At 41.0% G+C, this 12588-nt stretch carries 11 protein-coding genes; 2 read left to right on the top strand and 9 right to left on the bottom strand.

The features are described from left to right. Positions 1-217 precede the first annotated feature (217 nt). From NSQ29_RS12630 to NSQ29_RS12655, 6 genes are all read right to left on the bottom strand, one after another. Positions 218-1696: an Lsa family ABC-F type ribosomal protection protein gene (locus tag NSQ29_RS12630; RefSeq protein ID WP_341125228.1), complete on the bottom strand. Its 1479-nt coding sequence runs from the start codon at positions 1694-1696 to the stop codon at positions 218-220. Positions 1697-2013: 317 nt separating this feature from the next. Then, positions 2014-2514, bottom strand: a complete 501-nt coding sequence (locus tag NSQ29_RS12635) for a DinB family protein (RefSeq protein ID WP_076285748.1) — start codon at positions 2512-2514, stop codon at positions 2014-2016. Positions 2515-2797: 283 nt separating this feature from the next. Continuing rightward, complete coding sequence (locus NSQ29_RS12640; RefSeq protein WP_341125229.1) at positions 2798-3346, bottom strand: CueP family metal-binding protein; 549 nt, start codon at positions 3344-3346, stop codon at positions 2798-2800. Positions 3347-3525: 179 nt separating this feature from the next. After that, the gene (locus NSQ29_RS12645) at positions 3526-4392 is read right to left on the bottom strand and encodes an SDR family oxidoreductase (protein WP_341125230.1); all 867 of its coding nucleotides are present in this window, start codon (positions 4390-4392) and stop codon (positions 3526-3528) included. Positions 4393-4575: 183 nt separating this feature from the next. Beyond that, positions 4576-6327 (bottom strand): sensor histidine kinase, encoded by a 1752-nt coding sequence (locus NSQ29_RS12650; protein WP_341125231.1) that lies wholly within the window; start codon positions 6325-6327, stop codon positions 4576-4578. Beyond that, the gene (locus tag NSQ29_RS12655) at positions 6324-7079 is read right to left on the bottom strand and encodes a response regulator transcription factor (RefSeq protein WP_042188104.1); all 756 of its coding nucleotides are present in this window, start codon (positions 7077-7079) and stop codon (positions 6324-6326) included. Before NSQ29_RS12655 ends, NSQ29_RS12650 begins: the two co-directional genes overlap by 4 nt. A gap of 308 nt (positions 7080-7387) precedes the next feature. Between NSQ29_RS12655 and NSQ29_RS12660 the strand changes: the two genes are divergently transcribed. Both NSQ29_RS12660 and NSQ29_RS12665 read left to right on the top strand, forming a co-directional pair. Then, complete coding sequence (locus NSQ29_RS12660) at positions 7388-8305, top strand: M23 family metallopeptidase (RefSeq protein ID WP_341125232.1); 918 nt, start codon at positions 7388-7390, stop codon at positions 8303-8305. A gap of 163 nt (positions 8306-8468) precedes the next feature. Continuing rightward, entirely contained in the window at positions 8469-9347 is an 879-nt protein-coding gene (locus tag NSQ29_RS12665) for a deoxyribonuclease IV (protein WP_341125233.1), read from the top strand. Between the two features lie 57 nt (positions 9348-9404). Here the strand turns inward: NSQ29_RS12665 and NSQ29_RS12670 are convergent, their stop codons facing one another. From NSQ29_RS12670 to nhaC, 3 genes are all read right to left on the bottom strand, one after another. After that, positions 9405-9728 (bottom strand): hypothetical protein, encoded by a 324-nt coding sequence (locus NSQ29_RS12670; RefSeq protein ID WP_076299024.1) that lies wholly within the window; start codon positions 9726-9728, stop codon positions 9405-9407. 100 nt (positions 9729-9828) lie between these two features. Further along, the gene (locus NSQ29_RS12675) at positions 9829-11049 is read right to left on the bottom strand and encodes a GNAT family N-acetyltransferase (RefSeq protein ID WP_339271215.1); all 1221 of its coding nucleotides are present in this window, start codon (positions 11047-11049) and stop codon (positions 9829-9831) included. A gap of 128 nt (positions 11050-11177) precedes the next feature. After that, positions 11178-12551: a Na+/H+ antiporter NhaC gene (nhaC, locus tag NSQ29_RS12680; protein WP_076299022.1), complete on the bottom strand. Its 1374-nt coding sequence runs from the start codon at positions 12549-12551 to the stop codon at positions 11178-11180. Positions 12552-12588: the final 37 nt, after the last annotated feature.

The raw sequence follows: 12588 nt of genomic DNA on the forward strand, positions 1-12588 counted from the left end.
GATCTCCCTCCTGATTCACTTGGATGTACAACTGTTTCTTTTGGAGATTATAGTCTTTAATTTCATAGTACTCGACACGAGTTAGGATTGCACGGAGGTAATCCATAACTTTTATAGGGGGATATTAAATTGCTTTTTTAAATGTGCAGCGTTTGTAAAATAATACAAAAAAGCCGACAGATAAACTCTGTCGACTTCCCCCATTTCTTCATTTTAATTAAAGTTCAACGATCTTCGTAGCAACATTGTTGCAAAATTCCCGATCATGCTCCACAAAAACAAGAGTTGGCGTGTATTCAAGCAACAGCTCTTCAATTTGCATACGTGAAATGACATCAATAAAATTAAGCGGTTCATCCCAAATGTACAAATGAGCTTTCTCACTAAGACTTTTGGCAATCAGTACTTTTTTCTTTTGACCACCACTGTAAGTGGATATGTCTTTATCAAATTGGATTCTAGAAAAATCAAGCTTTCGTAGAATAGATTTAAACAGACTTTCATCGATTCCGTTGTCTCTGGCATAATCCGTTAGATTCCCCTGAAGATTAGAAGTGTCTTGGGATACGTAGGAAATGATAAGCTGATTATCCTTTGTGAGAGTGCCTGTGAAATCTATATCCTCACCACACATCAATTTGATGATACTTGATTTACCTGAGCCGTTTTTACCCGCCAGAGCAATACGCTCACCCTGCTCGATAGTGAAGCTTACGTCAGAACATACCTTTTTTTCACCGTAAAAAATCGAAATATTGTCTAGCTCAGCAAGTTGACGTTTGTGATAGTCAAGCTGTGTAATCTCTAGATTCTCAGAATTTTCGATGTTTTTAAGAAGCTTAGACTTTTCGTTGATCGCAGAATTTTGTCTTTGCTCAATGGCTTTAGAGCGTTTCATCATTTTAGCGGCTTTGTGTCCAATGTAGCCTTTATCGACCTTTGAGCCGGAATTTCTCGTTCCGTTTTTTGTTTTTTCCACTTCATGTGACCAGTTGCCTGTCCGTTTAGAAGAAGCAGATAAGCGTTTAATATCTCTTCTGAGTTTCTCGTCCTCTGCCAGCTCAAAGTTATCTTGTCTGACTTTGTTCTCCCACCAGCTTGAAAAATTTCCTTTTTGAATTTCTATATTCGTCTTATTTATAGACAAAATATGGTCTACACAATTATCAAGAAAAGATCTGTCATGAGAGACCAGAATATATCCACTTTTCGTATTGAGATAATCACTGACTAACTTTCTTGCCGTCATGTCTAAATGATTGGTAGGTTCATCGATCAACAGGAAGCTATTTTCCTTAATGAAGAGAGTGGCTAACAGCACTTTCGTCTGCTCTCCGTTAGACAATGAGTCGAAGGGCCGATATAACACATCTTCAGAAACCTTTAATAATGAAAGTTCACGCATTAATTTCCAATGAATATAATCCGGAAAAATTTCGCTGATCACATCAATGGTATTAAGCTCCTTGTTATCCACCTGAAAAGGAAAATATTCAAAAGTGACATGGACAGAAATATTTCCGCTGTATTCATATTTTCCAAGCAATAAACTCAGAAAGGTGGTCTTTCCTCTACCGTTTCTTCCGGTAAATCCTAATTTCCAATCAGTATCGATTTGAAAGTTTACATTCTCAAAGATGTTATCGTAGCTGCCCTCATAGGCAAAGGTTAGATTTGTAACATTTATTAATGACATATAAGTATCCTCCTGTATGAAAAAAATAAAAGCCACAAGAAAGTTACTTTCTTGTGACTCAAATAAATACAGCAAATCTAGCCCCAAATGGAGTTAGATAAGGATATATTGTTCGAGTGAAAAGAAGTAGTAACTTTCTTGCATACAAAAAATAAAACAAACGAAATAAACCGTTTTTGTTGTTTTATTCATCATGTGTCGCAAGAATAATTACTACACTATACTTTTCAACTCCGATCATTAATTTGTATCCATGTTATCATGCCGATTTGTTTTTTTCAACTTTCCGAACCTTAACTCATTAAGAAATTCATTTATTAGGCGTTCGCTAATTCATCTGCAGAGGGGCCGTAAAGGCCCGGCACTGGTATATTTAGAAGTCGGAAATATACCCCAAGCTGTGCCCGGTGGTGAATCATGTGATTCAATCCGATGGTACGAAGCGCGACTGCCCGTGTCTGACGGCGGATAACCGCTGTACCATTACGCAGTGTCCACTCCGCACCAAGCGTCTCCACATTGCTTTCAGAAATTAATTCTTCAATCTTGCGAGCGCTCATATCGAACTCTTGCAGAACCGCGGCGGGGCTCTCCAGCGCTTCTCGTCGATATGGCACAGACGCCAAATCAAACTCCGAGTGAAGAAGAATGGCTGATTGCCAGTTTAGCAGATTGACGAGATGTGTGGATAGCCCACCGAGACTCATTGACTTTTCGTGTGGTTTCCATGTCATATGCTCCTGCGTCAGCTTCTCCAGCATACGACGCGTACCAGCTAACTCCTGCAAAACATCACCGATGATCAGATCTTTATCCATTCCTCTATCTCCTCTCAAAAATGAAGTACCAATTAAAGTTTATCATAGAGAATCACCCGTGAGTTTTTCGACGATACCCTTCTTCAAGGAACACTCCCTATAAAAGCTCGACTCTTGATATCCATCAGATTATATCATTTCCAGGAGGTGGAAAATAACTATAATTAAACTTTACCTTAGAACCTTCTTATTCTTACAGATACATAAAAAACCTCCCATAAATTAAATGGCAGGTCCGATATGGAATTTTCAGAGGAAGTAGTGACTTCGCTGTCTCTGATGCTTAGATACTCTCTACTAATTGCATGGTCGTTACACATGTATTATCACTCTTAAAAGTGGAAAGTGCGGCTTTCGCTTTTACACCATCCTGTTCAATCGTTACATTATATTTCTTATCGCGAGGTAACCAAAGATCAATGAATCCGTTAGATTGGGACTTCATAGTTTGATCCACAATCACATTGCCCGCAGTGTCCTCGACATATACATTAAACGTTTGTTCTGTTAATTCCCCTTGGCATCCAGTCAAGCTATGTGTTGCACACGGGTGTGTATTCTTAACATATGGTGCGATGGAAACAAAAAACTCATCTTTGGGTAAGTCATATTTGGTTGATTGATTGTTGCTGTCGGTCACAATAAGCTGCTCTGAAGTGATGGAAGCAGAGAGGTCTTTCATGCTGCTTGAACTATATTCCTGCACTAATTGTTTAACGTTAGATGTATCGGTTGCTGCGGGTGATTTTTTATCATTACCCCCCACAAATAAAACTGCCCCTAAAGCAACAACAACTACTGCACCAGAAGCCATCCAAATTTTTGTCCTCATTGATATTCATCCCCTTCTCTTCGATTCAATCATTTTCATTACACCAATAGTTCACATATGTTTCCTATTATATCATTATTATTACTTCACGAAACCTTTATCAATGATGTTAAAGATGCACAAAAAAAGGCCCCTTCTGGTTATTCACCGAGAAGAAGCCTTGAATCTTGCTGTATTATTTAAGCTTGTAGACTATTTACAAGATCACTGATAACATCCGCTAACGGAGTGACTGGACGATTCAGTACTTTCTCTAGATCGTCACTTTCAATATCCAGCCATCCTTCGCGAATACCACGTTGAATCGCAACAACGAATGGCAGAGCAGCTTCTGGTACACCAACCTCAGCCATGATTTTCGCATAAGCTTCGTCGTCAACTTGCAGCACTTTAATTTCTTTACCTATTACGCCACTTATAATTCCAGTCAATTCTTCTTGTGTTAAAGGCTTGCCAGACAATTCATAGACAGAATTCTCATGTCCTTCCCCAGCTAGAACATTAGCAGCAGCTTCTGCATAATCTCCTCGTGCTGCCCAGCCAACTTTACCACTACCAGCAGAAGTTACCCATGGGGCACCTGCTACGGCGCCTTGGATAGATCCAATCTCGTTCTCCATGTACCAGTTGTTGCGAAGGAAACTGTAAGGAATTCCGGTAGCTCGAATGGCTTCCTCGGTTACACGGTGTACTTCAGCAAGGAACAGCTCACTCTTCTCTGCATGTCCTACGCTTGTATAGGCAATGAATCCAACAGCAGCTTTAGCGGCTGCATCAATAGCTGCCATATGTTGGCGAATCCGAGTCTCGTTATCTCCATCTGAAGATACAATTAGCAGTCGATCCACACCGGCAAACGCAGCATCCAATGTTTCCGGCTTATCAAAGTCACCATGACGGACTTCCACACCACGCGCTTTAAGATTACTTGCTTTATCTGGATTCCGGACACTAACTACAAGGTCCCCTGCGGGTACAGTTTTAAGTAGAGACTCTATCACTAATGATCCGAATTGCCCTGTTGCTCCTGTTATAGCTATTTTCATTTTAAAATCCTCCTCAAATTAGGATGAATTTCATCCTCTTAATAATCGTTGACCTGTAACTATTGTAGTTACATTCAAAAAAGATGTCAACTCCTTTATTTTTATAGCCTTTACTCAACCTAATAAATACAAACAACCCTCGCGGTATCCGGTTGGAATACAGCGAGGGTTCGAATGAAGATATCAGCTCCATATTAACTTAATAACCGTTCCCTTACCTATGTGACTTTCTACAGTAATCTGGCCCCCCATACATTCAATCAGCCCTTTAGAAATCGCCATACCGAGCCCAGAACCGTTGGAGGTAGACGCTGTATCCGTTCCTCGATAATACCGTTCAAATAGCCGAATCATTGTTTCTTCATCCATTCCATCGCCGTCATCAGCAAATTGAATGATAAATCCGGTCTCCTTTTCTTTATAAATAAGCGAAACGGTCAATGTCGTATCCGGTGGGTTGTGGAGCAGCGCATTCGCAGTTAAATTGTTGACAACCCTCTCTAGCCATGGCGTATACAATTGAGCTCTAACTTCGGTTTGTGCAGGCAGAAATACTATTCGCTGCTTCCCATAGGCAGGATTGGCAGCAGCTTGTTCGAGAGCTTGTTGCAGCCAAGTGTTCAATTCAACTTCCATCGTCTCAGGTGGTTTAATTCCTGACTTTAGACGATAGGTCATTGCAAGATCACTGATCAGCATGTCCATATGGGCCGATTTATCTAGCATAGTCGTTGTAAACTTACGGACTTCCTCTTTCGACCAATCGTATTTTGGTTCTGCCAGTAAATGAGCATATCCTGTGATTGAGGACAATGGGGTTTTCAAATCATGAGTAACACCAGCGATCCATTCTTCGCGTAAGCTCTCCGTCTCCTCCCGCATGACTTGATCTCTCTTCAAGGTTGCCGATAATTTCTCAATTGAAACCATCACATCAGCAAAAACACGGTATCTTCTCCTCCATTTACCCACGGCTGTTCGACTGCGACGAAGTCCTTTACGATCCGTTGGCTCTGTATAGAAGGCATTTCCGATGGAATCGAGCCACACGAGCATATGCAGCATAGGTGCACCGAAACGATGAGCTTGCCATAAAGAGAGCAACACAAACGCGATCAATAAAGCGATAAGCATGGCAAATGAACCGATGATCACGACCTTTACTTCCTCTGGTATCCACACTTTTTTACTTGGATCTGTCCCTTTGATATTGGGTTCTCCCACGATCCAAGTACGACCTGACTCCTTATCAAAAGACGAAAGAACATGGTACCCATATCGTTCACTGTACAGGGTGCGAAGTGCAAGCTCTTGAACGGAGTACTGAGTGGGTATCATATTAGGTCTATTATAAGAAACCACTTCATTGCCTGATGAATCTATAAGTTGAACAAAAGCTTGGGCCAATTTAATTTCTTTTTCAAGTTCATCAGGAAGTACTGGGTCCCCTTTCGCAGCAGCGAATGTCCCCTCACTCACTTTCTTTAATAGTGGACCTAATACATTAGGGGCACCATACACCAGTGCGAGCTGTTTACCATCCTTTTCTTGAATCCATAGTGCCAGATTATAAGGAAACGGCTGAGTGCCCGTCCAATAAGCAACTACTTCGCCAGGGCCATATTGAATGGGTACATCTTTAGGTGTATTATAGGCACTCTCAACTTGCCCATCTTCATTTAGACTTTGTAGCCAGCCTTTATTTTTCTTCACTTGCTCCAGTAAACTCGGAGAAAAATGTATGCCATCCTCATCAATCTTAGAAGATTCTACCAATTGTTCAAGACCCACATTGGCAAAATCACGCGAGAGACTAATATCAAGAAACCGCAGCAAAATCCAAGTAAATGTTATGGCAGAAATAGCGAGTACTACCATGCCCGTAATTGCGAGCTGAAGAACAAACTTTAACGTTAACCGGCGCTTAATATTCATGGCGCAGACAACTCTTGACGTTCTACTTTAACCAGTTTGTACCCAAGACCTCTAACATTAACAATAAACTTCGGATCGGATGGGTCTGCTTCTATACGCTCTCTTATACGGTGAATATGCACCATGACCGTATTATCATCACTTAAGGCTTCTTCACCCCAAACCTTTTCATATAATTCACTTTTGCTGAATATTTGATTGGGATGTTTACATAAGAACAGCAGCAATTGGAATACAAGTGCCGGACAAGAGACCGACTCACCCTCAACCAGCAGCTCCCCTGCCGTCTCATCCAGTTTAAATCTCCCGTAATCGTAAACGTTCGCAGATTTGCTGTGAACTGTCGCTGTGATCTTATCAGTATCTGATGGAGCAGGTGAACTTAAGTACCGCCGCAACTGCGCTCTTATTCGAGCGACAACTTCAAGTGGATTAAAGGGTTTAGTGATATAATCATCTCCACCTATAGCAAATCCGGTCAGCTTATCAAAATCAGAGGTTCGAGCCGTAAGAAACAGGATAGGTGCGTCCGTCGTCTGCCGGATAAAAGGACAGATTTCAATTCCACTGCGCCCTGGCAACATCACATCCAATACAATCAAATCATATTTTTTGGCTTCGCAGGCGCTTATCGCTTCTTCACCCGTCACCGCAGTATCAATATTTAAATAACCCTCTTTGCGTAATACAGTCTCCATAATCTCCAAAAGCGATTGTTCATCATCTACAAGTAAAATCGATGCTTCATTCATTGTGAAATTCCCTTTCCAAATAGCCCTTGTTTTTATCATCATAGCATGATTCTTGACGCTATCAATCGCACTTACCTTAACAGAAGCTTAATTCGTATTCGTCTACTACACCAAAAGTTAAGATCGTATTAATACTGTGTTTCAGAAGAGCTAAGACTCATTTGCTATAATTTGACTAATGGGAGGCGATATTCTTGAAAAAAAGCTCTAAAAAAATAATCAGCATACCGGGAATGTCAGCAAAAACAGTTTTGGCAATAGGATCACTTGCCTTACTATTAACAGCTTGTGGAGGAGGAAAAACGGATATGAAAAATAATGCGAAAGTGGAGCAAACATCCAGTTCAGCTGTAGAATCAAACGAAATAATGTTCCTGCCTGATGATCTGCCAAATTTTCTGCTTAAAGGGAACTATAAAGAAATGTACGCCCACTTTAGTCAGCCTTTGAAGGATGAGGTAAGTGAAACTGAATTAGCTGAGACCGCTAAGGAATTCACTAAGGATATCCAGACACTGAACAAAGCATCTGATATGCAGCTTAATGGATTTGATCGACGTACTTGGTTGAGTGATACAGGTAATAAAGGGCTCATCGGAATGTTTGATCCGGATGGAACCATATCATTAATCCAGATTCAAGAACTGACATCTTCCCCTGAAACCGATACAAAACTTAGTAAGCATGAATACGCATTGCCTTTCGAAGGTGACTGGTTTGTATTTTGGGGCGGAGAAAATGTTCTCGTAAATTATCATTATGAAGTAGAGATCCAGCGTTACGCCTATGATTTCATTCAGGCCAAGGAGAACTATTCTTATAAAGGTGATCCGCTAAAAAACAAAAGTTATTATGCCTTTGGGGAAAAAATCTTCGCCCCTGCAGATGGTACAATCGTATCGGTTATGAATGATATTAAAGATAATGAACCTGTCGGTGTTATGAATCCAAACCAGGCAACCGGCAATAACGTGGTCATCGATCACGGTGGTGAATTCAGCCATCTAGCACATCTCAAAAAAGGTTCGATTACAGTTAAGCCAGGCGATAAAGTCAAAAAAGGTGATATCATTGGGCTGACGGGTAACTCGGGCAACTCTAGTGAGCCCCATTTACATTTCCAGATCTCTGACGGAGTGGATTTATTCAACTCTCGTTCTATCCCTGTTAGGTGGGGGAACGGATTGAAGCCGATCCAAGGCGAGACGATCACCGCTGCTGAATAACGATCATTCTGGGTGGGTAAGGTTGTCTCCCTTATGAGATAGACGGACGAGACAACCTAGCCTGCGCTGAAATACATATAATTAGGGCCTTCTACAAATATTAATAGACATGTAGTGACTAAATTTCGGTCTCTTTCTCTGAAGAAAGGAAGCGTTGAACCAGATGACTTTACTCCTAGGGTCACATGTATCCATGACTGGACCAAAAATGCTCCTTCGAGCTAGTGAAGAGGCAGCATCTTATGGAGCGACCACCTTCCTAATATATACCGGAGCTCCTCATAATACACGTCGCAAACCCATTGAAGCTTTGAATGTTGAAGCTGGACAAGCTCACATGAGAGCTAACGGCATTTCAAATATTGTTGTGCATGCTCCGTTTATTGTTAACTTAGGGAATACGCAATCGAATCAGGTCTTTGAACATAGTATTGAGTTTCTTCAATCAGAAATTATAAGAACGGAAGCTTTAGGCTCAACACAAATTGTCCTTCATCCCGGGTCCCATGTTGGTGCGGGTCCACAGGCCGGAATTTCTCGGATCGTAGAAGGTTTAAACGAAGTGTTAGCCAATAAACGAAATGTTCAGGTTTCATTAGAGACCATGGCTGGAAAAGGTAGTGAATGCGGAACTACATTTGAGGAACTTGCGGCTATTATTGATGGAGTGACGCACAATGAGCGCCTGTCTATTTGTATGGACACTTGCCATATCCACGATGCTGGTTATAATGTGAAGGAAGATTTTGATGGCATATTGGATCAATTTGATCGCATAATTGGAATAGAGCGCCTAAAGGTCATTCACGTAAATGATTCAAAGAATATCATCGGCTCGCGAAAAGACAGGCACGAAAATATCGGACATGGATATATCGGCCTTCAGGCGCTTCGATATGTAGTCCACCATCCACAGCTAACAACCATTCCCAAGCTCCTGGAGACCCCCTCCATCGGTGAAAAGAAATATGTCAACCCGCCCTATAAGCATGAGATTTCATTGTTACGAGGAGAAACGGATGAGCCGATAAAACAAGCATAAACGCCTTCGGCGTCCTTATAAGGACGGTAAGCGTTTATGCTATAAACTATAATCAATTTATCCTTTTGCAGGATCATTCGTAACAGGTGCGGTTTCGTTCATTTGAAGTTTCTTTAGCGAGTTTTTCTTTGCGGTTAATTCTTTTGACAGATCAGCTTGCATACGATTTAAGGTTTTTATCTCATCATTCAGCTTTTTGATTCGCGACATTTTACTGCTCAAATCTGTGTGAGACTTGCTAAATTTCATATCCTGTTCTAATTGGTTAATTTTGAATTTAGATTTTTCTTTTTTGTTCTGTGTGCTCTTGATTTTGTTTTCGAGCTCGGTAATTTCTTGTTGTAATTTAGTGATCATTGGTTTAGTAAAATTAATTGCCATTCTTACACCTCATATCATATTGTGTTGCTGAGAGATTATTCTACTATAAAAAGAGCAAAAAAGCACACTCATTAGAGTATGCTTCAAAGGTTCACATATTTTAAAAATAATCAGAGAAATAAGGATGCTCTGGTCTAATCAGACCTTCCAGCAAATGAATCGTGGCATCATCCGTCTGAATACGTCCGATGCGAGCCAGGTAGGTTGGCCGCTTATAGCCCATTAACATGGTTGTTAAGGTAGGAATATCAATCGTGAGTGAAGGATTTAATCCCCCTTCTCGCAGGGTCCCCTTCCCTTCTTTATCTACAGTTAGTGAAAATGTCCCTCGATTCCATTCCAGCATCGGATCGCTTAAGTTAAAAATGAGCTCACAGTCTTTGTCCTGCCGTTTAAAAGGATACTGTTCGATAAATAAACGGACATCTACAATCCGTGCCATAAAGTATGGAGCGATCGTTTCTTTAATATCCCCATCATCTAATATGAATGACAACGGTTCTCCTTTATAAATATCCCCTTTAACCAGCTTAATCATTGAAAAGTGCGCACTAATAAAATTCCACAAGCCCGTTCGAGCCTCTTCAACAATGTATACCATCTCTTTGATATAAAATATTTCTTCGGCGACCCAATACAACAAGTACCCCATGGGTTCATCGTTGTTATTGTAATAAATACCTACCGTCATATCATCTAAATCCCACCGCAAATATTCTTCCCAAGCTAACTCATTACGAATCATCGCCCCATGATGCTGCACGGCAAACTGATCATAAATCACTTTGATATCTGGATGTTCAATGGATACACGTTCCACATTTCCTGGGACATTTCTCATTTTTGGCAACTGTGTATCCGGAACTTCAAATGAGATTTTATCAGTGATGATTTCCCAGCCTTTTCTTCTATAATAAGGGATTGAATACGGATAAAGATAAGATATCGATTGTTTACGATCCCGCATTTTAGTTAAAGCATGAAGCATCAGTTTATTCATTAAACCTAAATTGGCATATTCGGGATAGGTTCCAACACCCGTTAATCCACCCATCTCATAGATATGCCCAAAAATATTAACCTGAAATGGGTATACGGCTAACTGAGAGATGAGCTTGTCTCCATCAAACCAACCTACAACATCAGCATACTTAAGAACTGGCAACTTAGCCTGAGTGATTTCACGATTCTCCCAGCCAAAGATTTGCAGATCACGATTGGTCACTTGAAATACATAACGTAATAGATTATTAAATTGTTCTGCGTGCTTAGTCTCGACATTAGCTAATTTGATTCTATCCTGTAACTTACTGCGACTCACTGTTATTACCTCCGATAAATTGACCACTTTTTAAGCTTAGATCACTAGCTTGATCACATTGACTCAACGCATAGTATTCTTTATATACGTTGAATCAATGCATTAGGTGTCCATTATCTTGAGATTTCTTAATCTTTACCCAATGAGTTCCTTTGTAATCTAGGGATCAACGCGTAAGCAAACGTGATGAATGGACTTAACCATAAGAAAGTTGCATACGGCGCATATTCTATCACGGGTACACCCAGAGTCACTGCGAAGAAGGCACCACTGACACCCCATGGAATCAATGGATTAACGAGAGTGCCGCAATCTTCTAGCGTACGGGACAGTGTCTTCGCTGGAATGCCACGGCGATTATATTCATCTTTGAACATTTGACCTGGCAAAAGAATCGAAAGATACTGTTCACCCGTCATGCCATTTACCGCAATGGATGACGCTCCGCTCATCAGTACAATGCTGCTCTTACGCTTGAGTGGTTGAATGAGTTTACGGAAAAAGGCCTCAATGACACCGCAATGCTGAATCAAACCACCTAAGGATAAGGCAATTAAGATTAGAGATACAGACCACATCATCGATTGCATTCCTCCGCGGTTCACGATAGAAGCAACCATTTCATTCGCGATATTACTGTTATATCCACTCTGCATTACACTAAACCAGACATCGATTTCAGTCTGCTGCTGAATCAAAGCCGTCACAAGAAGACCACTGACAATACCAACAACTAACGTAGGCAGGATCGGTATCCGCTTGATCGAACAAGCGATGACAGCTAGCGGAGATAGCAGCGTTAACCAATGAATATGGAATCCATCTTGTAACGCAAGCTTAATGTCTTTAATCGAGGATAAGTCGATCGAATTCCCCTTTGGAGCGAACAGAAAAAAGAGAGTGGTGATAACAAGCGCCGGCACCGTAGTGTATGCCATATTACGAATATGTGTAAACAAGGATATACCCGCTACTGCAGGTGCAAAATTCGTTGTATCGGAAAGTGGCGACATTTTATCACCAAAACAAGCCCCACTGATAATTGCTCCAGCAGCCAAAGTTGGGGAAATCCCCGTAGTTACTGCAATTCCCATTAAAGCAACGCCGATGGTGCTTACTGTCGTGAAGGAGCTTCCAGTGAACATCGAGACGATGATCGTGACATATAATGCGCTCACCGCAAAATAATTCGGATTAATATAATCCATACCATAATATAAAAGCGACGGTACTGTACCGCTCATCATCCACACAGCGATCAGAATTCCAATCAGCATGAGGATAAGAATTGGCATTATGGCCGTTTGTATCCCTTGAATAATTGCTGATTCGATCTTCTTCCAAGAGAAACCAAACATTCCTAGTAAGACGGCCGTGCCTATTGTAGTTACGAGAAGCGGTAGATGCGGCTCCGCTTTCAATAGAAAGATGGATACAAATAGAAGTGCTAAAATAAAAACGATGATGATCATGCTTTTTGAGAAACTAAGCTGTCTTTCCATGAAAATAATGCTCCTTAACATTGTATTGGGTATAAAA

Source organism: Paenibacillus sp. FSL F4-0236, assembly GCF_038000135.1.
GTDB lineage: Bacteria > Bacillota > Bacilli > Paenibacillales > Paenibacillaceae > Paenibacillus_AQ.

Bases quoted from the DNA above. Each gene is read 5' to 3' on its own strand.
- NSQ29_RS12630 (WP_341125228.1), bottom strand. From the start codon at position 1,696: ATGTCATTAATAAATGTTACAAATCTAACCTTTGCCTATGAGGGCAGC.
- NSQ29_RS12635 (WP_076285748.1), bottom strand. From the start codon at position 2,514: ATGGATAAAGATCTGATCATCGGTGATGTTTTGCAGGAGTTAGCTGGT.
- NSQ29_RS12640 (WP_341125229.1), bottom strand. From the start codon at position 3,346: ATGAGGACAAAAATTTGGATGGCTTCTGGTGCAGTAGTTGTTGTTGCT.
- NSQ29_RS12645 (WP_341125230.1), bottom strand. From the start codon at position 4,392: ATGAAAATAGCTATAACAGGAGCAACAGGGCAATTCGGATCATTAGTG.
- NSQ29_RS12650 (WP_341125231.1), bottom strand. From the start codon at position 6,327: ATGAATATTAAGCGCCGGTTAACGTTAAAGTTTGTTCTTCAGCTCGCA.
- NSQ29_RS12655 (WP_042188104.1), bottom strand. From the start codon at position 7,079: ATGAATGAAGCATCGATTTTACTTGTAGATGATGAACAATCGCTTTTG.
- NSQ29_RS12660 (WP_341125232.1), top strand. From the start codon at position 7,388: ATGAAAAATAATGCGAAAGTGGAGCAAACATCCAGTTCAGCTGTAGAA.
- NSQ29_RS12665 (WP_341125233.1), top strand. From the start codon at position 8,469: ATGACTTTACTCCTAGGGTCACATGTATCCATGACTGGACCAAAAATG.
- NSQ29_RS12670 (WP_076299024.1), bottom strand. From the start codon at position 9,728: ATGGCAATTAATTTTACTAAACCAATGATCACTAAATTACAACAAGAA.
- nhaC (WP_076299022.1), bottom strand. From the start codon at position 12,551: ATGGAAAGACAGCTTAGTTTCTCAAAAAGCATGATCATCATCGTTTTT.